At 42.4% G+C, this 20,091-nt stretch carries 21 protein-coding genes; 4 read left to right on the top strand and 17 right to left on the bottom strand.

What is annotated here, in order from left to right; translation table 11 throughout:
• Window positions 1–169: 169 nt before the first annotated feature.
• On the bottom strand, window positions 170–1,180 hold the full coding sequence (locus ACINWC323_RS20305; RefSeq protein WP_009514728.1) for a helix-turn-helix transcriptional regulator: 1,011 nt from the start codon (window positions 1,178–1,180) through the stop codon (window positions 170–172).
• Window positions 1,181–1,382: 202 nt separating this feature from the next.
• Here ACINWC323_RS20305 and ACINWC323_RS04490 point away from each other — a divergent pair, with 202 nt between their 5' ends.
• On the top strand, window positions 1,383–2,117 hold the full coding sequence (locus ACINWC323_RS04490; protein WP_005229623.1) for a proteasome-type protease: 735 nt from the start codon (window positions 1,383–1,385) through the stop codon (window positions 2,115–2,117).
• A 48-nt stretch (window positions 2,118–2,165) separates the two neighbouring features.
• On the opposite strand, the gene alr is transcribed toward ACINWC323_RS04490, so the two are convergent.
• The 13 genes from alr to ppsA all read right to left on the bottom strand — a co-directional run bounded on the left by alr (window position 2,166) and on the right by ppsA (window position 15,200).
• Window positions 2,166–3,236, bottom strand: a complete 1,071-nt coding sequence (gene alr, locus ACINWC323_RS04495; protein WP_009514436.1) for an alanine racemase — start codon at window positions 3,234–3,236, stop codon at window positions 2,166–2,168.
• Window positions 3,237–3,295: 59 nt separating this feature from the next.
• Window positions 3,296–4,741, bottom strand: coding sequence for a replicative DNA helicase (gene dnaB / locus ACINWC323_RS04500; RefSeq protein WP_004771579.1), 1,446 nt, complete (start codon window positions 4,739–4,741; stop codon window positions 3,296–3,298).
• 181 nt (window positions 4,742–4,922) lie between these two features.
• Window positions 4,923–5,222 carry a TM2 domain-containing protein gene (locus ACINWC323_RS04505; RefSeq protein WP_009514577.1) on the bottom strand — a complete coding sequence of 100 codons (300 nt, stop codon included), beginning with the start codon at window positions 5,220–5,222 and terminating at the stop codon, window positions 4,923–4,925.
• A gap of 115 nt (window positions 5,223–5,337) precedes the next feature.
• The gene (gene rplI, locus ACINWC323_RS04510; RefSeq protein WP_005229629.1) at window positions 5,338–5,784 is read right to left on the bottom strand and encodes a 50S ribosomal protein L9; all 447 of its coding nucleotides are present in this window, start codon (window positions 5,782–5,784) and stop codon (window positions 5,338–5,340) included.
• 12 nt (window positions 5,785–5,796) lie between these two features.
• Window positions 5,797–6,024, bottom strand: a complete 228-nt coding sequence (gene rpsR, locus ACINWC323_RS04515) for a 30S ribosomal protein S18 (protein ID WP_000090661.1) — start codon at window positions 6,022–6,024, stop codon at window positions 5,797–5,799.
• A gap of 11 nt (window positions 6,025–6,035) precedes the next feature.
• Window positions 6,036–6,419: a 30S ribosomal protein S6 gene (gene rpsF / locus ACINWC323_RS04520; protein WP_004638540.1), complete on the bottom strand. Its 384-nt coding sequence runs from the start codon at window positions 6,417–6,419 to the stop codon at window positions 6,036–6,038.
• 381 nt (window positions 6,420–6,800) lie between these two features.
• Window positions 6,801–7,679, bottom strand: a complete 879-nt coding sequence (gene cyoE, locus ACINWC323_RS04525) for a heme o synthase (RefSeq protein WP_009514438.1) — start codon at window positions 7,677–7,679, stop codon at window positions 6,801–6,803.
• A 10-nt stretch (window positions 7,680–7,689) separates the two neighbouring features.
• Window positions 7,690–8,019: a cytochrome o ubiquinol oxidase subunit IV gene (locus ACINWC323_RS0119295; protein ID WP_005229635.1), complete on the bottom strand. Its 330-nt coding sequence runs from the start codon at window positions 8,017–8,019 to the stop codon at window positions 7,690–7,692.
• Window positions 8,019–8,639 (bottom strand): cytochrome o ubiquinol oxidase subunit III, encoded by a 621-nt coding sequence (gene cyoC, locus ACINWC323_RS04530; protein ID WP_005229636.1) that lies wholly within the window; start codon window positions 8,637–8,639, stop codon window positions 8,019–8,021. The genes ACINWC323_RS0119295 and cyoC overlap by 1 nt, the downstream gene beginning before the upstream one ends.
• Before the next feature lie 4 nt (window positions 8,640–8,643).
• Window positions 8,644–10,635, bottom strand: coding sequence for a cytochrome o ubiquinol oxidase subunit I (gene cyoB, locus ACINWC323_RS04535; protein WP_009514544.1), 1,992 nt, complete (start codon window positions 10,633–10,635; stop codon window positions 8,644–8,646).
• 3 nt (window positions 10,636–10,638) lie between these two features.
• Complete coding sequence (gene cyoA / locus ACINWC323_RS04540; RefSeq protein ID WP_005229642.1) at window positions 10,639–11,691, bottom strand: ubiquinol oxidase subunit II; 1,053 nt, start codon at window positions 11,689–11,691, stop codon at window positions 10,639–10,641.
• 298 nt (window positions 11,692–11,989) lie between these two features.
• Window positions 11,990–12,754: an RDD family protein gene (locus ACINWC323_RS04545; protein ID WP_009514716.1), complete on the bottom strand. Its 765-nt coding sequence runs from the start codon at window positions 12,752–12,754 to the stop codon at window positions 11,990–11,992.
• Between the two features lie 67 nt (window positions 12,755–12,821).
• The gene (gene ppsA / locus ACINWC323_RS04550) at window positions 12,822–15,200 is read right to left on the bottom strand and encodes a phosphoenolpyruvate synthase (RefSeq protein ID WP_004771590.1); all 2,379 of its coding nucleotides are present in this window, start codon (window positions 15,198–15,200) and stop codon (window positions 12,822–12,824) included.
• A 158-nt stretch (window positions 15,201–15,358) separates the two neighbouring features.
• Here ppsA and ppsR point away from each other — a divergent pair, with 158 nt between their 5' ends.
• Both ppsR and ACINWC323_RS04560 read left to right on the top strand, forming a co-directional pair.
• Window positions 15,359–16,195 (top strand): posphoenolpyruvate synthetase regulatory kinase/phosphorylase PpsR, encoded by an 837-nt coding sequence (gene ppsR / locus ACINWC323_RS04555; RefSeq protein WP_005229647.1) that lies wholly within the window; start codon window positions 15,359–15,361, stop codon window positions 16,193–16,195.
• Window positions 16,196–16,275: 80 nt separating this feature from the next.
• The gene (locus ACINWC323_RS04560) at window positions 16,276–16,992 is read left to right on the top strand and encodes a hypothetical protein (protein WP_032881656.1); all 717 of its coding nucleotides are present in this window, start codon (window positions 16,276–16,278) and stop codon (window positions 16,990–16,992) included.
• A 41-nt stretch (window positions 16,993–17,033) separates the two neighbouring features.
• On the opposite strand, the gene ACINWC323_RS04565 is transcribed toward ACINWC323_RS04560, so the two are convergent.
• Both ACINWC323_RS04565 and ACINWC323_RS04570 read right to left on the bottom strand, forming a co-directional pair.
• The gene (locus ACINWC323_RS04565; RefSeq protein ID WP_162137919.1) at window positions 17,034–18,035 is read right to left on the bottom strand and encodes an LLM class flavin-dependent oxidoreductase; all 1,002 of its coding nucleotides are present in this window, start codon (window positions 18,033–18,035) and stop codon (window positions 17,034–17,036) included.
• Between the two features lie 143 nt (window positions 18,036–18,178).
• The gene (locus ACINWC323_RS04570) at window positions 18,179–18,658 is read right to left on the bottom strand and encodes a glycine zipper 2TM domain-containing protein (protein WP_009514514.1); all 480 of its coding nucleotides are present in this window, start codon (window positions 18,656–18,658) and stop codon (window positions 18,179–18,181) included.
• 246 nt (window positions 18,659–18,904) lie between these two features.
• Here ACINWC323_RS04570 and ACINWC323_RS04575 point away from each other — a divergent pair, with 246 nt between their 5' ends.
• Complete coding sequence (locus tag ACINWC323_RS04575) at window positions 18,905–19,618, top strand: pseudouridine synthase (protein WP_009514683.1); 714 nt, start codon at window positions 18,905–18,907, stop codon at window positions 19,616–19,618.
• Here ACINWC323_RS04575 and ACINWC323_RS04580 read toward each other — a convergent pair whose 3' ends face one another.
• A complete protein-coding gene (locus ACINWC323_RS04580; protein WP_005229658.1) occupies window positions 19,619–20,062 on the bottom strand; it encodes a GNAT family N-acetyltransferase in 444 nt (147 codons plus the stop codon). It lies immediately after the preceding gene.
• Between the last annotated feature and the right edge of the window lie 29 nt (window positions 20,063–20,091).

Raw genomic sequence — 20,091 nt, 5'->3', positions numbered from 1 at the left:
ATTGGCGTGCCGATGTTAATTTGCATCACAGCGCTAAAAAAGGTGCAAACCAATTTTGATCAAGGCGGGGAGAGAGGTTGGTTTGACATTTATAACAAGAAGAATAATATTGAGTGATTAATAATAAAACCTATAAAAAGTCTAAGAGAACCGAAAAGGTTCTCTTTTTTTATTGCTCATTTTCTTCAATTTCTTTCACTGCATTATAAACAGCAGCAGGTTCGATATTCAGAATCTTTTTACCAAAACTTCTAAGCCACCACACCAGTTGTGAAGTAAAGGGAACAGTTGCAGAAACTTCAACAATATTCTCTTCCAGAGTTTGGATGACCTGATCTTTGCTAAGCTGACTTTCGTAGAAGCTTTTGGCGGTACTTTCGCTCATGGTCAGTTTTAACTGAATCTGTTCAGTTGGCTTGTTATAGTCGACCCGGAAACCAAGAGCACCTGATTCAATATAATTATCAATATCAAAATTCACAGGATGCAATGCACGATTGTCCAGTACGGTTGCTGATTTAAAACGATGTAAGGCGAAGGTCTGGACTTCGGTTTTATCATTACGGGTACAGATCAGGTAAATCACGGCACCTTTTTGCACCAATGCCAATGGATTCAGAATATAGGTCTTATCTTCGCCCTGATGGGTTCTGGCACGGTAAATACATTCAATCTGTTTATCTTGTAATAAACCTTCGTAAATCGCCTGTTGGGCATGTTTGTCCACCACAGGCGGGATTAAAGGCTGCGTCGCAGGTACAATACGGACACGGTTAATCCACTGTCTTACGTTGTTCTGGGTTGAAAGGCTGCGCTTGGCAAGATCAAACCAAGGCATCATCTCTTCTAGCAAGCTGGGTGGCAGAAGGTGACGTAAATGCTCTTCTACCATCATGAAGGTCACTGCTTGCGAACTGGTCATGTGCGGCAAGCTTTGAATAGGCGCGTCAGAACGCCAGCGCCAGCCTTGAGGGACGGTTTTATTACTCTCGATAGGGAAGCGTTGCGCAATCTGATTTAGATCGCGCTGAATCGTTCTCAGGCTAATATCAATGCCTTCTCGTTCTAAAATTTCTTGTAGTTCTCGGGTCCCCATCCATTTTCCGGTCGAAAGGCGGGATAAAATCTGCCACTGGCGATAAAGGCTATTTGAAGTTTCTTTTTCTTGTACGGATGACATAAGCGTAATACGTAATTCAATGGTCTGAAACACACACAATAAAAAAACTATACCTATTTAGCAAGTCCATCCGATCCAGATTACGTATTTACGACTGAAATGAACACGCTTTTGCTTAAATATTTCAAATAAGGACAAAAAATATTCATTTATAAGGTGTCTACGCTTCAGGTTTGGGCTTGTTAAATGTAGAGAGAAAAAGATGACCTATTGTTGTGCTTTAAGACTGGAACAAGGCTTGGTACTAATCAGTGATACCCGCACCAATGCCGGGGTGGACCATATTTCTGTTTTTCGAAAGCTTCACACCTTTGGGGTAGATGGAGAGCGGTTTATTGCTTTGCAAACCTCCGGTAATCTGGCGACGACTCAGGCGGTGATTGGGCATTTGCAAAATGCGCTGACCTTACGGCAGGAACCGAATCTGAATACCGTCAATACCATGTTTGAAGTGGCTGAACTGATTGGTAAAACGTTACGTAAGGTGCTGGCAGATATTACTTCTGATCCACATGAGCAGATGAATTACTCTTGCAGTATTCTGGTGGCCGGGCAAATTCAGGGCGATAAAATGCAACTGTATAATGTCTATCCGCAGGGTAATTTTATTTGTGCGACCACAGATACGCCTTATTTCCAGATTGGTGAAAGTAAATACGGGAAACCGATTCTGGACCGAGCCTTGTATTATAAAATGCCTTTGGATGATGCATTGCGTTGTGCACTGATTTCATTTGATTCGACCTTGCGTTCCAATGTCTCGGTCGGCTTGCCACTCGATGCACTGGTTTATCATAAAGATAGCTTTAAGATTCCAACCGGTAAACGGATCAGTGAAAATGATCTTTATTTCACCCAGATCAGTAAGCAGTGGTCGGAAACCTTAAGACGTGGTTTGCAAGAATTGCCGAAGCCGACAGCAGATTATGATTTATAAATCTAGGAAAATAAAAAATCCAGACATTGGCCTGGATTCTTGGTGTACTTAAATGACTTTACGCAGTGGCCGATTGCTTAAACGACACAATAACTCATAGCCAATGGTGCCGTTTGCAGTAGCAACATCATCCACGAGACGATGGGTGCCCCAAAGCTCTACTTTGGTACCAATCTCGGCTGTAATATTCGTTACATCAATCGCCATCATATCCATACTGACGCGTCCAACCACTGGAACCAGTTGCTGACCAATAGCTACAAAGTTTTGCTGGATATAGGCGCGTGGATAGCCATCTCCATAGCCAATCGAAACAATGGCAATTCTTGAAGGGCAGGTTGCGGCATAAGTGGAACCATAGCCGACACATTCACCTTGTTGAATCTGGTTCAAGGCCATGATTTCTGCGCTAAAAGTCATCACCGGTTTTAAATCGAGCTCATGCACATTCTTGTCAGCAAAGGGAGAGGCACCATATAGCATGATTCCCGGACGGACAAAATCAAAATGCAGTTCCGGATATTTATAAATCGCTGCTGAATTGCAGCATGAGGCTAATATTGGTGCGCATGCCTGTTTAACCTGCAAAAATTGTTGTATTTGCTGTTCGTTCAATGGATTATCGACATCGGCATTGGCAAAATGCATGGCAAGGACACAGGTAAAACCTTCTGCTTTTAAACGCTGGATGACCTCGATAATTTCGGTCACTTTAAAACCTAAACGGTTCATTCCGCTATTCAGTTTGACCCAGACCTTTAATCCTAACGCATTATAAGCTTGCTTGTGCTGGATTAGCCATTCGACTTGCTGGCTATGGTGAACGATACATTCAAGTTTCTGTTCAATCACCTGTGCCATTTCATCTTCAGAAAATATGCCTTCAATCAGCGTGATCGGCTGATGATAACCAAGTTGCCTGATCTCTAGCGCTTCTTCTAGGCAAGCGACACCAAAGGCGTCTGTGGCGTCCAAGGCGGCTAAACAATCTTTGACTCCGTGTCCGTAAGCGTTGGCCTTGACCATGCTGACAATTTTTGAATGTGGAGCAAGTTGTTTAACGCGGTTGAAATTATATTGTAGTGCATCACTATCAATATAAACTGTTGCTTGGCGCACCCTGATTTCTCCTTTGGGACGACTTGGAAAGTAGATAAAGCAGCTAAATAGGGGAAGAATTATTCCTCATCATCATACTGGGCATAGAACTCAGGTGAGAGGTTACTAAAACGGGTATATTGGCCTTCGAAGGCAAGACGCACGCTACCAATTGGACCGTTACGCTGTTTACCAATAATGATCTCGGCTGTGCCTGCTTCTTTAGATTCCTTGTTATAGACTTCATCACGGTAAATAAACATGATCAAGTCGGCATCCTGCTCGATCGCACCGGATTCACGTAAGTCGGACATCACTGGACGTTTGTTTGGACGGTTCTCCAAACTACGGTTTAGCTGTGATAGTGCGATAACAGGACATTGCATTTCTTTGGCAAGTGCTTTCAGGCTTCGGGAAATTTCCGAAATCTCGCCGACACGGTTATCGCCCATACCGGGTACTTTCATCAACTGCAAGTAATCGACCATGATACAACCGATTTTGCCATCATGCATTTTGGCCACACGACGCGCACGGGCACGAAGTTCGGTAGGTGGCAGGGCAGAGGAATCATCGATATAGAGATGCATTTCCTGTAATTGCAGAATGGTCCCGGTGACTTTGGTCCATTCATCCGCATCCAGATTACCCGAACGTAAATGTCCTTGATGGACTTTACCCATGGCAGAAATCAAACGCATGGCAATCGAGTCGGCTGGCATTTCCATAGAGAATACCAGCGCTGGTAAGCGGTTATATTGTAAGACGCTTTCAACCAGATTCATGGCGAAGGTGGTTTTACCCATCGATGGACGTGCCGCCACAATAATCAAGTCACCCGGTTGCATGCCTGAGGTTTTATTATCCAGTTCTAGGAAGCCCGTGGTTAATCCGGTAATGTTGCCATCTAGTTTAGACAATTCATCTAATTTGGTAATAACGTCCGCAGTCACAGAACTGATTGATTTTGGCCCAGAGTCTTTTTTATTGTTGTTGTGCTGTTCCGCTAAAGAGAAAATACTGGTTTCTGCTAAATCAAGAATTTCACTGACTGGACGACCTTTGGTGTCATAGGCATTTTGTAAAATATCACTGCTGATCTTGATCATGTTACGCAGCGTTGAAAATTCCTTGATTTTATTGGCATAAATTTCAAGGTTGTAGAAGCTTGATGGCGAGTCTGCCATCAATTGCATCAAATATTCTTCACCACCAATGGCATCAAGCAGGTTTTGTTTGAGCAACCAGTCATTGACCAAAACTGCGTCATAAGGCGAGTTTTCTTGGGCCAGTTTTTCAATGGCACGATAAATATATTTGTGACGCGTTGCATAGAAATCATTTTCTTTGAGCAAGTCACTGACTTGTTCAAAAGATTCAGCCACTGTCATTAAGGCTGCTAAGACCGCCTGCTCGATAGCGAGATTGTGTGGCGGGGTACGGAATTCTTTTAGCTGACCTGAGTCACTCACTTTACTCTCTGTGTTTGGAGAATTTTTTGTAAAATTGGCATTCGCCTGTGACATAACAAGACCTAATAAAAAAGATGAAACAATACCGAGTGACTATCTTAATCCAAATGAAGCTGATCTGGACAATTTAATTCAGGGAAAATTGTGTAAGTGGTGCAATAGCATAATAGATAGTCATTTCTGCTATTGCAGCTTGATGGGCCAGATCGATGTAAGAAAAAAGGGCCGTTTTACTTTAAGGTTGTGCAAACCAGTCCTGTACGAACTTTCCATTTTTTAAGCGATAAGCTGAAAGACCGTAGCGAAGATCATTCTTTTGCGCATCTTTAACAAAGCCGGTGTCTTTGCCCAAAGAGTAGAGGAAGGCATCCAGTAACAGCAGGGTAGTATCAATAAACCACCACACGCCCAAGCCACCAAAGGTAATTAATTTTAAAACGCCACTGGTCTTTTTACCGAGATAGAAACGATCTATTCCAAAAAAACCTAAAAACATGGCGAGTACCAAAGCAATGATACGATTCTTTTTTTGCATATCTGCGACCCTATAGCGTGAGAATTATAAAATTTAAAACTTAATTCGAAGTCTTTTTGTATTTTTTAGACATAAAAAAAGAGCATGTAAAACATGCTCTTTTTCTTTGCAGAAATTACTCAGATACGATAGTAACGAGAACTTCAGCAACAACATCATGGTGCAATTGGATTGCGATGTTGAATTCACCAGTGTGACGAAGCGCACCGTTTGGTAAACGAACTTCTGCACGGTCTACAGTAAGACCAGCATTCGTTAAAGCATCAGCGATGTCACGAGTACCGATAGAACCGAAGAGTTTACCTTCATCACCAGCTTTCGCAGTGATAACGATGTTTACTTCGTTCAATTGTTCAGCACGTGCATTCGCAGCAGCTAATACTTCAGCTTCTTGCTTCTCAAGTTCAGCACGACGAGCTTCAAAAGCAGCAGTGTTTGCTTCAGTTGCAGCTACAGCTTTACCTTGAGGGATCAAGAAGTTACGACCGTAACCAGCTTTAACTGATACTTTGTCGCCTAATTTACCAAGGTTTTTAATGCGTTGTAATAAGATAACGTCCACAGCTCACCTCACTTACTTATGGTTGTCAGTGTACGGAATCAAAGACAAATAGCGAGCTTGTTTGATAGCTAACGCTAATTGACGTTGATAACGAGCTTTAGTACCTGTAATACGGCTAGGAACAATCTTGCCGTTTTCAGTGATGTACTGTTTTAAAGTGTCGATATCTTTGTAGTCGATGTACGCAACATTCTCAGCTGTAAAGCGGCAGAACTTGCGACGACGGTAAAAACGTGCCATTGATGTTCTCCTTATTCAGCTTCTTGAACTGCTTGTTGTGCTTCTTCACGTTGAGCTTTACGCGCACGTTTTTCTTCAGCACTCTTAGCAAGTAAAGATTCTTCAGTAATTGCGTGTTCACGACGGATGATGATGTTACGAATGATCGCGTCGTTATAACGGAACAATTCTTCTAATTCATCAAGAGTCGTTTGACCACATTCAACATTCATAAGAATGTAGTGTGCTTTGTGAATTTTGTTAATCGGGTAAGCCAATTGGCGGCGGCCCCAATCTTCTAAACGGTGAATTTGACCTTCAGCTTCTTTGATCTGAGAGATATAGCGTTCAACCATACCTACAACTTGATCGCTTTGGTCTGGATGTACCAATAGTACGATTTCGTAGTGACGCATTGTCAGCTCCTTACGGTTTAAGCAGCCCCTGATTATAAAAATCAGAAGCAAGGAGTCATAACTTAAAAAGTTATGTCGCAAATTGCGAAGCGGGGATTATAGTCAAATCAGCGTGATAAAGCAAATGTAGTGGGATTGTGTTTTTTAATTTTTTGTAGGGTCAGCAAAAAAGTAACGGCAATTTGTTTTGGAGATGAAATACAGTTTATGGAATTACAGCAAGGTGCAGGTAGGGTGAGAATCTTAGCTTAAATTAAGTGCAGAACAATTGAGGAGGGAGGATAAAAGAGAGTTCATTTAGGCAATAAAGAAGCGAATGTTTTTATTGCACGAAATGATTACAGCGAGGGAGAATAAAAAGATAGAGCGTTCTCTATCTTTTTAAAAAATAGGGAAGAATGGTGCAGGGCTTTTGAAGCTAAAGCTAAAGCTTAAACTGATGACAGTAATCAGAATTACTGAAAAAAGGAAAAAGCGTTTTGCCCAAAGCTGATCGTCTTTAGCCTTAAATCCTAAAATACCAATATAGAACCAGTAAATACAAAGTGCATTACAGATCACCAAGAAAATCATGTTGGTGTATCCATAAACATACAGTGCATTCATTGCAACAGTAAATAAAACCACATAAATCAGTGATTCAATCTTGGTTCTTAAAATCGAACGCGCTACAGGTAAAATCGGAACGCCTGCATTTTTGTAATCGTCAAAACGATAAATTGCAATCGCCCATGAATGTGGCATTTGCCATAAAGCATATGCAACAAAAATCAATAAGGCTGCCATATCGAACTGATGACTTACAGCCGTATAACCAATAACAGGAGGACTCGCTCCGGAAATACTACCAATGACGGTTTGATGGATTGTGGTGCGTTTGGTCCACAAACTATAAAAACCGACATAGACCACAAAACCAATCACAGCGAATAAAAATGCATAAGCATTGACATAGAACCAGAGAATGCTAAAGCCGATAATACCTAAGACCAAGGCATAGCACATGGCAACAGTAGGGGAAATGGTTTTAGTCACAAGCGCGCGGTTCATGGTGCGTTGCATTTTTTGATCGATGTCTTGATCAATTACATTATTGACGACACAACCCGAAGCAACGACAAAAGTTGTTCCAAGCAAGGTCAGTAATAATAAGAGGAAGTCTATAGAGCCTTGGGCGGCTAAGAAGAAGCCGCCCAAGGTGGTAATAAAATTACCGAAGAGAATTCCTGGTTTAGTCAGGAATAAATACTTTTTCCACATGACAATCAGTTTAGATCATCATGTTGTAGTGTAGGTAATTCATAATCCACACAGAGCCGACTAACAGTACAGCGATACATAAAATTGTGTAGATAAATGCAATAAGGTTCCAACGTTGGTCAGATGATGTATTCATGTGTAAGAAGTACACAAGTTGTACAAGCACCTGAGCAACGGCAGTGATTGCGATTACTGTAACTAAGACGCCACGACTGAAACCACCCGCCATCACCATCCCGAACGGGATGATGGTGAGGATAACAGAGAGGATAAATCCAACAGTGTATTGTTTAAAGTTACCGTGTGACGCACCTGCAGCATTATGCTCATGACTACTCATTAGAGAACTCCCAGTAAGTAAACGACGCTGAATACACAGATCCAAACGATGTCAAGGAAGTGCCAGAACAAGCTTAAGCAAGCAAGACGACGTGTATTCGGTAAAGTCAAACCATTCTTTTTGATCTGATACATCAATACCAGCATCCACACTAAACCAGAAGTTACGTGGATACCGTGTGTACCAACCAAGGTAAAGAACGATGATAAGAATGCACTGTGAGTTGGACCATGGCCTTCATGTACAAGGTGACGGAATTCGTAGATTTCCATCCCGATGAACGATGCACCAAAAAGGAATGTAATTAATAACCAGGTGATCACCTGATTTACATTCTTTTTATAAGATGCCAGTACAGCAAAACCAAATGTTACCGATGAAATCAATAAGGCAAATGTTTCAGTTAACACGAAGCCTAATGAATCATGGAACAGGTCATATGCACTTGGGGTTCCTGGTGGGATATGACTGCTTAATACAGCGAACGCGATGAAGAGTGATCCGAAAAGAATCAAGTCACTCATCAAGTATGTCCAGAAACCAAAGACCGTCAAGTCTGTATCATCATGCTCATGATGACCATCGTGGCCGTGGTTGTCGTGATGAAGTACTTCAGCCATTTCCTTAGTCCTTCTTCAAGTGTTTTTCAAGTAAAGCATAGCGTTCGTTTTCAATACGCTCAACTTCAGCAGCAGGAACATAGTAATCCACATTCTTGGTGAATGAGCTTACGATCAAGCTAACAACAGCTGCAACGAATGAAACAACAACGAGCCACCAAATATGCCAGATCAGTGCAAAACCAAGAAGGGTAATGAACATGGCAATGACGAAGCCAGCAGCACGATCAGTCGGCATGTGGATGTCTTCATATTTAGTGTTACGTGCGTATGCTACACCATTTTCTTTGTCAGTCCAGAAACGGTCAATGCCGCTTGCATCTGGTTCATGCGCAAAGTTATAGAACGGAGCAGGGGAAGAAGTCGCCCATTCAAGGGTACGGCCATCCCATGGATCGCCAGTGTGGTCCATGTTGTCCTTACGTTGTAAGAAACCAACAATGATTTGCATCAAGAAGCATGCAATACCGATTGCAACAAGAACAGCACCGAATAACGCGATAGCCAAGTATGGATCCCATTCAGGGTTGTCATATGTATTCAAACGACGTGTCATACCCATGAAACCAAGGATATAAAGTGGCATGAATGCAAAATAGAAACCGAAGAACCAGAACCAGAACGCAGCTTTACCCCATGCTTCATTGAGCTTCCAACCAAACATTTTCGGCCAGTAGAAGATGATGCCGGCAAACATACCAAACACCACACCACCGATAATTACGTTATGGAAGTGAGCGATCAAGAATAATGAGTTGTGTACCAGGAAGTCCGCAGGTGGAACAGCCATAAGTACACCAGTTAAACCACCGATACCGAATGTTACGAGGAAGCCAAGCGTCCATAACATAGGCGTAGTAAAGGTGATGCGACCTTTATACATGGTGAATAACCAAGAGAAGATTTTCACACCAGTCGGAATCGCAATAACCATGGTCATGATACCGAAGAACGCATTCACGTTCGCACCAGCACCCATGGTGAAGAAGTGGTGAAGCCATACAACGAACGCAAGAACAGTAATCGCGATGGTTGCATACACCATAGACTTATAACCGAACAACGCTTTACGAGAGAAGGTTGCCACGATTTCTGAGTATAGACCAAATGCTGGTAATACCAAGATATATACTTCAGGGTGACCCCAGGTCCAGATCAAGTTCACGTAAAGCATTGGGCTACCGCCAAGCTCATTGGTGAAGAAATGGAAACCGAAGTAACGGTCAAGCGTCAACATTGCAAGGGTACCTGTTAATACAGGGAATGATGCAATGATGAGTACAGCCGTACACAGTGAAGTCCACGTGAAAATAGGCATATCCATGAGTTTCATGCCAGGTGCACGCATTTTGATGATGGTAACAAAGAAGTTAACACCAGATAACAGCGTACCTAGACCAGAAACCTGAAGCGCCCAGATATAGTAGTCAACACCTACACCAGGAGAATATTGAATGCCAGATAGAGGAGGATAAGCCATCCAACCAGTCGCAGCAAACTCACCCAATACCAGTGAAAGCATCATCAAACCAGCAGCACCGGCGAATAACCAGAAGCTTAAAGAGTTCAATAATGGGAACGCAACGTCACGAGCACCGATCTGTAAAGGTACAGAGATGTTCATCATACCAACAACGAGACCCATGGCTACGAAGAAGATCATGATCACACCGTGTGCGGTGAAGATCTGGTCGTAGTGGTCAGGATGTAGGTAACCTTCACCGCCGCCTTTCGCGAGGAAAAGTTGTAGACGCATCATGATCGCATCAGCGAAACCACGCAACAGCATGACGACAGATACGATGATATACATGATACCAATCTTTTTATGGTCTACCGTAATAAACCACTCATTCCACAAATATCCCCATTTTTTGAAATAGGTGATACCGCCTAAAACAGCAATTGCACCAAGTGCCATAAAGACCATGGTGACAAGTACAAGGGGTTCTGTCGGGATCGAATCCCACCCAAGTTTACCAAAAATCATATCCATGTCTTATTCCCCTTGAGCAGCGTGTTCTGCTGCAGCATGAGTTTCTGCTGTTGCATGTCCAGCAGAATGGTCAGCACCGTGATAGTTACTCATATAATGGTTGATAATTGTTTCAAACAATTTTGGTTCAACTGATGAGTAATAAGTCACTGGGTGTGGCTTAGTCGGGAACGGTTTCATCGCTTCAGCTTTAGCAAGCGCTTCTTCATCACCAGCAGCTTTAGCACGGTTGACTAAATGCTCGATCTGATGCTTAGAACGATCGCCATCTTTCAAAGTTGCTAATTCAGCTTGGTCAAGTGTACCTTTCTGAATTGCTTCAGGGTTAATACTTGTACCATTACCAGCTTTAACTGCTTCTACCCATTGCGCAAATTCCGGCTCAGTCACGCTGTGTGCTTTAAAGCGCATTTGTGAGAAACCATAACCTGAATAGTTTGCTGAGAAACCACGGAAAACACCTGGTTCATCTGCTAACAGGTGCAGGTGAGTTTGCATACCAGCCATTGCATAGATCTGGCCGCCTAACTGCGGGATGAAGAACGAGTTCATCGTAAAGTTAGAAGTGATCTTAAAGCTTACTGGTGTTTGCTCTGGGAAGCGTACTTCGTTTACCGTTGCAATGTTTTGCTCAGGATAGATAAAAATCCACTTGAACTGTTCAGCGACAGCTTGAATAGTTAATGGTGCTTTATCAGATTCTAACGGACGGTAAGGGTCGTACTTGTGGGAACCCCACCAAGTTAACCAAGCTAAAATACCAATAATAATGACAGGAACACCCCAAACAACGATCTCAATTGTCGTAGAGTGTGCCCAAGTAGGTTTATAGTCTGCATCTTTATTCGACGCGCGATATTTCCAACCAAACCACAATGCCATAATAATTGATGGAATTACCACCAATAGCATTAAATAGATCGCAGTCATCATCAAGTTACTTTGACCTTGACCAACTGGACCTTTATTGTTTAGAAGTACCATATCACCGCCACACCCAGTTAAGAGCGCGGCCATCGCAGATAAAGACAATACAGCTAAAATCGTTTGTCTCATTTTACAACCTCGGTGAAGAGTCCCATTCCCTAATTAAATTATGGGATAGCGATTAAAGTGTCGCGTGATTGATAAGAATTGTTTAAAAAATGCTTAGCAATCACGCGACACCGCTACGTTGTTGGGCATTATGCCTCATATTGAAGAACTAAGCTACTGATAAAGTGGCCTGAAATGCTTGTTTTAAAACCCGATTTATCTTGTAGGAATTAAGGTTGAGTTAAGTTCTTTTTGTATAGATATCAATTTAATATAAAAGAAAAGAGGATTAAATCCTCTTTTCTTTATCGAATTGTGACTACTGTTTAATTACCTTAGTTTTAGCCAATTTATCGTGCAGGGTTTGACGATTTTTGTTCAATGCGAAGAAAGCATAATCAACAATTGTAATAAATGGCATAAACAGTAAATTGAGAATAATAAAGAGAATGCTGCGCAACCAGAAAGCCCGAATTGAGTTGACCTGGGTCAATGTTTCAGCATCTACAATTTTAATTTTTGCAATTTTCTTACCAATACTCTGGCCTGATTTTGCAATAAAAAAAGCCTGAATCATCAACATGATAATCAAGTAGGCAAAAATACTCATCCAGGCTTCATTGGGGATGAGCTGCATCAGCTGTTGTTGTAATTCAACCGCTTTACTCGACGCAACTTGCGCTGTCTGTAATTGCTTTTGAATTTCAAATAATTCTTTATATTGAGCTTCATTAAAAAAGAATGAAGGAATGGCGGCCATTGGCAACCAAAGCAACAAGTCCAAGACTTTTGCCAGCGCACGAGAGTGAAAAGGCGCCAATTCAGCTTTGGCTTTTTGCTCCACCTTGATTTTAAAAGAAGACTCATTGCTTTCGGTTGCAACGGGGGCAGCAAAAGCTGAGTAACCTACAGGTTCGTATACAAGTTTACCTTGAGTAAGTTCACCAAGTGTTTTCCATTCAGCCATACCTTCGTGCCAAGCCAGATCCGTCAATAAAACTTGTTGACTGGCAAGCATTTGGTTCACTTGTTCTAAACTATAGGGACCAGCTTGTTGATTGTTACGAGCCAAGTAAATTTGCATAAATAAAAATTCTCTATTCTAAAGATGAAAAAAGACCCTGCCAGAGAGGGTCTTTTTCTAAAAAAGATTAGGCTTTCTTGATTTGCTCTTCAGCAAGGAAGAACCAGGTATCAAGCACTGAGTCAGGATTCAATGATACAGATTCAATGCCTTGTTCCATGAGCCATTTTGCAAGATCAGGATGATCCGAAGGACCTTGACCACAAATACCGACATATTTGCCTGCTTTACGGCACGCATGAATTGCCATAGAAAGAAGCGCTTTCACTGCTGGATCACGTTCGTCGAACAGGTGCGACACGATACCCGAGTCACGATCCAGACCAAGCGTTAACTGGGTCAAGTCATTTGAACCGATCGAGAAACCATCGAAGTGTTCAAGGAACTGTTCAGCCAATAATGCATTGGTGGGAAGTTCACACATCATGATCACTTTGAGACCGTTCTCACCACGTTTTAGGCCGTTTTGAGCAAGTAATTCGATCACACGTTTAGCTTCAGAAACCGTACGTACGAATGGGATCATGATTTGAATATTGGTTAGACCCATTTCATCACGAACTTTTTTCAAGGCACGGCATTCAAGTTCGAAGCAGTCACGGAAGTTATCTGAAACATAACGACTTGCACCACGGAAGCCCAACATCGGGTTTTCTTCTTCAGGCTCGTACAGTTTACCGCCGATCAGGTTGGCATATTCGTTTGACTTGAAGTCAGACATACGCACGATCACAGGCTTGTCTGCAAATGCGGCTGCAAGGGTAGAAATACCTTCAACCAGTTTCTCGACATAGAATTCAATTGGAGAAGAGTAGCCCGCGGTACGCGCCATTACTGCTGCACGGGTTTCACGTGGCAAGCTGTCAATGTTCAACAATGCTTTCGGGTGTACGCCGATCATACGGTTAATGATGAACTCAAGACGTGCAAGGCCGATCCCTTCGTTTGGAATCTGGGCAAAGTCAAATGCACGGTCAGGGTTACCGACGTTCATCATGATTTTGAACGGTAATTGTGGCATTGAGTGAATTGAGTTGCGTTGAACTTCAAAGTCAAGCGCACCTTCATAAATGAAGCCTGTGTCACCTTCAGCACATGAAACAGTCACTTCCTGACCATCAGCAAGTACTTCTGTTGCATTACCACAACCGACAATCGCAGGCACACCTAATTCACGTGCAATAATCGCTGCGTGACAAGTACGACCACCACGGTTGGTCACAATGGCAGCGGCACGCTTCATCACTGGTTCCCAGTCTGGGTCAGTCATGTCAGATACCAGTACGTCACCGTCCTGAACCTTATCCATTTCTTTAATCGAAGTCACAACACGAACTTTACCTGAACCAATGCGTTGACCGATTGAACGGCCTTCACAAATTACAGTACCACGTTGTTTTAACAGGTAGCGTTCCATTGTGCCGACATTCTGGCGGCTTTTTACTGTTTCCGGACGTGCCTGAACGATATAAATTTGGCCATCATCGCCATCTTTCGCCCATTCGATGTCCATTGGAGAACCATAATGCTGTTCAATGATCAAAGCTTGCTTCGCTAATTCGTGAAGCTCATGATCATTTAAGGCAAACTGTTGACGTTCCTGTTTTTCAACATCAACAATCACCACTGATTTACCTGCTGCACCTTCTTCACCATAAATCATTTTCTGGTGTTTAGAACCGAGGTTACGACGTAACACAGAGTGTTTACCCGCATTTAGCAGCGGTTTTGATAAATAGAATTCGTCAGGGTTAACCGCACCTTGTACGACCATTTCGCCCAAGCCATAAGATGCAGTAATGAACACCACATCACGGAAACCAGATTCGGTATCAAGTGTAAACATAACACCAGCAGCACCAGTTTCAGAACGAACCATACGTTGTACGCCAGCAGAAAGGGCAACAACACTATGTTCAAAACCTTGGTGTACACGGTAAGCAATGGCACGGTCATTATAAAGCGATGCAAATACTTCTTTAATTGCGATAAGAATGTTATCAATACCGCGGATATTTAAGAAAGTTTCTTGTTGCCCTGCAAATGAAGCGTCCGGTAAGTCTTCAGCAGTTGCCGAAGAACGTACAGCAACGGCAATGTCTGGGTTACCGTTTGAAAGTGCTGCAAAGGCATCACGAATTTCTTGTTCTAATGTCGCAGTAAGCGGAGTGTCAACAATCCATTTACGGATTTTTGCACCAGTCTCAGCAAGTGCAATGACATCATCAACATTGAGTTGGGTAAGTTCAGCCTGAATTCGAGCATTTAAGCCGCTTTGATCCAAGAACTCACGATAGGCAGCAGCAGTTGTTGCAAAACCACCTGGTACCGATACACCAGCATTGGATAAATGGCTGATCATTTCACCCAGAGATGAGTTTTTCCCACCTACGAGTTCGACATCGTGTTTTCCTAATTTTTCCAGACCGATTACGCGCGCTTCCAAAGTATTTACTCCACTTTTTTTGCAGTATGAATGACCATCATTGGTATGAAATTATACAAAAGTGCCTAGATTTAGTATTTTACTAAGCGACAGTCATGTTAGATGAGTTTACTATAAAGATTATAGAGCACTAAGACAAATGTTTAAGGAGAATTTTGATGCCCGTAAGTAAAGAAATTAAACGGAGCGTTTTTTTTATTTCGGATGGCACCGCAATTACTGCAGAAACCCTTGGACATTCACTACTTGCGCAATTTCCGAACGTGGATTTTGACATCCATATCATGCCTTATATCGCGACCGAAGAGGCCGCAATGGTGGCTGTGGCAGAGATCAATGCCTGCCAATCTCGGGATGGCTCTTTGCCGCTGGTTTTTGATACCTTGGTTGATCCGAATGTTCGTGAAATCATTAATACGGCCAAAGCGGTTAATTTGGATGTATTTGAAGGCCTGATCAGTAAATTAGAACAAGAAATCGGGGTACCGCCTACCACTTTGGTCGGGCAAACGCATGCGGTTACCGATTCTGAATATTATAAAGCCCGTATCGATGCGGTGCATTTTGCGCTGGACAATGATGATGGTGCCAGAACACGTCATTATGACAAAGCCGATATCATTTTGATTGGGGTATCGCGCTCTGGTAAAACCCCAACCTCGATTTATTTGTCATTACAATTCGGGATTCGTGTAGCAAACTACCCTTTAACCGAGGAAGACCTGGATGACAACCGTTTGCCAAAAGTGCTGCGTGAACATAAGAATAAACTGTTTGGCCTGATGATTGATGCCGAGCGTCTGGTCGCGATTCGTAATGAACGTAAGGCCAATAGTCGTTATTCAAGCTTTAGTCAATGCCAGATGGAACTTCGTGCAGTTGAAGGCATCTATATCTCGGAAGGAATTAAATATCTTAATGTCACAGAAATGTCGATTGAAGAAATCTCAACCCGTGTTTTGCAAATGACCGGTTTAAAACGTCGTATTGGTTAAAGATGCGATTTAATAGAAAAAGCGTGGTCGATGTGCTGCGCTTTTTTCTATTTTGGGAATAATAAAAACAGGACAATAGAATGAAAAGATATATAGTTCTTTTAGCTCTACTGATGATTTCGCAAACGCATGCGGAAACCTTGGCGCAGTTTGAAAAAAAGCTCATTCAAAAATATGCAAATAAAGATTTTTATCAGGTCAATCAGGCAGTCGAGTCGGAAATCATCGAGAAAATCGAGCATGATCCAGCCAGTTTTAAATATTCCTTTCCTGCTTTGCAAGACCATTACCATGTGCGTATCCAGTTTTCACCGGATCAGCAGTTGAAGTTTTATACTTTTGATGTCGGTGGTGGTGGAACCATGGGCGAATACGCCTCTTATGTGCAAATTCAAAATGATGGCAAAACGCACTTAACTGCAGTTGAAACAGGATTCATTTTTGATGTGAAGCAAACGATATTGGCGAAACAACCGGTTTATCTGGTTAAGAGCTATTATAAAGGTAGCAGTTGTGTCGGTGCTTATGCGATTGCTGCATTTCAGCCGACTAAAACGGGAGCGGTGCGGCCAATAAAGCTCTTCCAGACCAAAACAAAGCTGCTGGATCATATTCAGGTTGATTTTGACTGTAACAATCATGAAGATCGGAATGATGTGCCTGATTATATTCGCAGTGATAAAAAATTAAATACGATTGATATTATGCTGCTGGATCAAAATTCAAAACCACAGGCCAAGTATTTGCGTTATCGCAAAAGCAATACGGTTTATCAGTATATAGGCGTCGTGAAGTAAGCATCATTTATGAAAAATAATGCTTACTTTCAGATAGCCATTTAGCTGTTTTTAAGGTCCATCAACAGGCTAAAGTTTTCTAACCGTTTCTGGGTGTCGTAAATATCACAGGTGAAAATAAACTCATCTACTTCATATTGACTGGCAATTTTATTTAAACCGGCTTTCACTGTTTCTGCTGAACCGATTTGCGCCATGGCATAGAAATTCTGAATGGCAAGTTGCTCAGAACTGTTTGCCAGACCTTGAGTCGATGCAATGGGTGGTTTGAGTTTCAGGCTGTGGCCCCGGATCAGGTTCAAGATCCGTTGATAAGAACTGGTTGCCAGATGTTGAGCTTCTTCATCGGTTTCGGCAACCACGGTCGGGACACCCATCGATACATAAGGTTGATCCAGATATTCAGAAGGCTGGAAATTATCCCGATAGATGTCGATGGCCTGACCTAACATTCTTGGCGCAAAGTGCGAAGCAAACGAATAGGGCAGTCCCAGCTTGGCTGCCAGTTGCGCACTAAATAAACTTGAACCGAGTAACCAGACTGGTACATGGGTATTTTGCCCAGGCGTTGCAATAATTCGTTGACCCGGTTGCGGTGCTTTAAAATATTGTAAAATTTCCTGCACATCTTGCGGAAATTGATCCTCTGTTTCCTGACGTCCTCGACGTAACGCACGCATGGTCATCTGGTCGGTACCCGGTGCACGGCCCAGACCCAGTTCAAAACGATCTGGATAAAGTGTTGCCAAGGTGCCGAATTGTTCTGCCACCACCAATGGTGCATGATTGGGCAGCATGATCCCGCCTGAACCCAAACGGATGTTTTGAGTGTTTGCCGCAATAAAACCTAATAAAACCGCTGTGGCAGAACTGGCAATCCCATCCATATTGTGATGTTCTGCCAACCAGAAACGTTCATAGCCTAACTTTTCAGCATGCTGTGCAAGCTCTAAAGCGTGGCGTAGTGAAAATTCAATACTCTTATCATCTCTAACAGGAGCTAATTCCAGAATAGAGAACTTTATATCTTGTAGTGTTTTCATCATTACATCTCAAAACCATATATCGAAATACTACGATATAAGTTTGAGTTTGTATATCGAATTTGTTCGATATATTGTTTCAGCCCATAAAAAAAGCACCCGAAGGTGCTATAAAAGGTAAAGCGAATAAGAAACCGACTGGATTAACGATTTTTGTACCAGCCGCGATGGCGTCCATTGTCATGACGATAGTTATGACGTGAATTATAGTAACGGCGATTGTCATAACGGCGGTCATAGCGGCTGTCTTCATCACGATCTTGGCCAACTTTTTGACCGAGCGCTGCACCACCAGCCGCACCTAAGGCTGCACCAATATAACCGCCGTTGGAACCACCCATGTTACGACCTACAGTATAACCACCGACGCCACCTAAACCACCACCAATGGCAGCTTCGGTACGGTTACGTTTATTACTGGATGCAGCTGCACCACCAGCACCACCAATAGCCGAGCCAATCATGGCACCGGTATCACCACCAAATTGTTTACCTAATGCGGTACCGACCACACTGCCTAACGCTGAAGTTGCCGCAACGCGGGTTGCATTGTCTGCATGTGCTACAGTCACCATTGACGAGGTTGCCAAGATAACGCTACATAACCACATATTTGCTTTCATGATGAAACTCCTTATCCATTCTTTTGGACAGTATTCTTTTTGCTTGGGACAAATGTAACAAGAGTTTTTAGTGAAATTATGGAGTGCAATATCTGGATTGAGAGTATTTCACGAGGGTTTTGTATGGGTTCTATTACAAGTGAAGAAATTGTGAATAAATTATAAAAATAAAGAATGAATAAGCAATGAACAACGGACTGTGTGCTAATCAGGTACAATAGAAAAAGTTTGGTTTAGGATCTAGATATGCTGCTGGAAAAAATTTTGCAATCTCAAGGCTTTGGTTCACGTAAGTATTGCCAGCAGTTAATTAAAAATGGTTCTGTCCAGATCGATCATCAGATGTGTGATAATCCCAAACAGAATATCAATACCGATCAGTTGCTGTTTCAGGTGTTTGGTGAAGAATATCAATATCGTGAGCATGTTTATCTGGTTTTGAATAAACCGCAGGGCTATGAATGCTCACATCAGGCCACACATCATAAAAGTGTATTCAGTTTATTTCCTGAAATTTTACTGCATCGTGGCATTCAGTGTGTGGGGCGGCTGGATCAGGACACGACAGGTCTGTTACTTTTGACTGATGATGGGCAATATTTACAAGCCTTGACTCATCCGCGTAAACATGTGCCTAAGGTGTATCATGTCACTACTGCAGATCCGATCACACCTGAGCAAATTCAGGGCTTACAGCAGGGTGTGGAACTTCGAAATGAAAAAGGAATCTTTGCTGCAACGGATGTTAAATTATTTTCGGAACATCAGTTGAGCATGACTATTCATCAAGGAGTTTATCATCAAGTCAAACGTATGCTGGCTGCCGTAGGGAATAAGGTGGAAGCATTACACCGACATCAAGTGGGTTTACTTGAACTGCCTGAGCTGCCTGAAGGTGAATGGATGTATTTAAGTGCTGAGCAAAAACAGTTGAGTCAAAATATTGCGGTAGAAGATTAATTACTTCAAGAAGCAGTGATAAGTCTTAAATTCGCTGTCCTGAATAAATCCCATGTGTTCATAGAGACGATGGGATTGGTAATTATTTTTTTGAGTTTCCAGACTAATCCGTAGCGCATTTTCATGGCGTGCAAAAAGGATGGCAGTATCAATCAGTTGTTTGGCGGAACCCTGTTTGCGATAGCTTGGGGTGACATAAACATCATCTAAAATATAATAGGTTTCACAGGCCACCGAAGAAAAAGCAAGGTAGAGTAGAACAAAACCTGTAATAACATCGTCTTTCACATGAATGAAAATGACACTTTCTTTATTGTCAAAACGTTGCTTGAGAAATTGATAGGATTGTTCAAGATTTGATGATGCACCGTAGAATTGACGGTATTCGTCAAACAAGACAGCAAGTTGATGAAGATCTTCCTTTGTGGCTCGCTTAACAATCATTCCAGCCCATCCTTACCTTACAGTTATAA

It is taken from the genome of Acinetobacter sp. WC-323 (assembly GCF_000314615.1).
Taxonomy (GTDB): Bacteria; Pseudomonadota; Gammaproteobacteria; order Pseudomonadales; family Moraxellaceae; genus Acinetobacter; species Acinetobacter courvalinii.
The sequence above is the reverse complement of the archived record's forward strand: the minus strand, read 5'-3'. Positions and strand labels throughout refer to the sequence as shown.

Bases quoted from the DNA above. Each gene is read 5' to 3' on its own strand.
- dnaB (WP_004771579.1), bottom strand. From the start codon at position 4,741: ATGTCACAGGCGAATGCCAATTTTACAAAAAATTCTCCAAACACAGAG.
- ACINWC323_RS04565 (WP_162137919.1), bottom strand. From the start codon at position 18,035: ATGAAAACACTACAAGATATAAAGTTCTCTATTCTGGAATTAGCTCCT.
- ACINWC323_RS20305 (WP_009514728.1), bottom strand. From the start codon at position 1,180: ATGTCATCCGTACAAGAAAAAGAAACTTCAAATAGCCTTTATCGCCAG.
- ACINWC323_RS04545 (WP_009514716.1), bottom strand. From the start codon at position 12,754: ATGCAAATTTACTTGGCTCGTAACAATCAACAAGCTGGTCCCTATAGT.
- ACINWC323_RS04490 (WP_005229623.1), top strand. From the start codon at position 1,383: ATGACCTATTGTTGTGCTTTAAGACTGGAACAAGGCTTGGTACTAATC.
- rpsR (WP_000090661.1), bottom strand. From the start codon at position 6,024: ATGGCACGTTTTTACCGTCGTCGCAAGTTCTGCCGCTTTACAGCTGAG.
- cyoE (WP_009514438.1), bottom strand. From the start codon at position 7,679: ATGTGGAAAAAGTATTTATTCCTGACTAAACCAGGAATTCTCTTCGGT.
- cyoB (WP_009514544.1), bottom strand. From the start codon at position 10,635: ATGGATATGATTTTTGGTAAACTTGGGTGGGATTCGATCCCGACAGAA.
- ACINWC323_RS04505 (WP_009514577.1), bottom strand. From the start codon at position 5,222: ATGCAAAAAAAGAATCGTATCATTGCTTTGGTACTCGCCATGTTTTTA.
- cyoC (WP_005229636.1), bottom strand. From the start codon at position 8,639: ATGGCTGAAGTACTTCATCACGACAACCACGGCCACGATGGTCATCAT.
- rpsF (WP_004638540.1), bottom strand. From the start codon at position 6,419: ATGCGTCACTACGAAATCGTACTATTGGTACATCCAGACCAAAGCGAT.
- ACINWC323_RS04575 (WP_009514683.1), top strand. From the start codon at position 18,905: ATGCTGCTGGAAAAAATTTTGCAATCTCAAGGCTTTGGTTCACGTAAG.
- ppsR (WP_005229647.1), top strand. From the start codon at position 15,359: ATGCCCGTAAGTAAAGAAATTAAACGGAGCGTTTTTTTTATTTCGGAT.
- ACINWC323_RS04570 (WP_009514514.1), bottom strand. From the start codon at position 18,658: ATGAAAGCAAATATGTGGTTATGTAGCGTTATCTTGGCAACCTCGTCA.
- cyoA (WP_005229642.1), bottom strand. From the start codon at position 11,691: ATGAGACAAACGATTTTAGCTGTATTGTCTTTATCTGCGATGGCCGCG.
- ACINWC323_RS04580 (WP_005229658.1), bottom strand. From the start codon at position 20,062: ATGATTGTTAAGCGAGCCACAAAGGAAGATCTTCATCAACTTGCTGTC.
- ACINWC323_RS04560 (WP_032881656.1), top strand. From the start codon at position 16,276: ATGAAAAGATATATAGTTCTTTTAGCTCTACTGATGATTTCGCAAACG.
- ACINWC323_RS0119295 (WP_005229635.1), bottom strand. From the start codon at position 8,019: ATGAGTAGTCATGAGCATAATGCTGCAGGTGCGTCACACGGTAACTTT.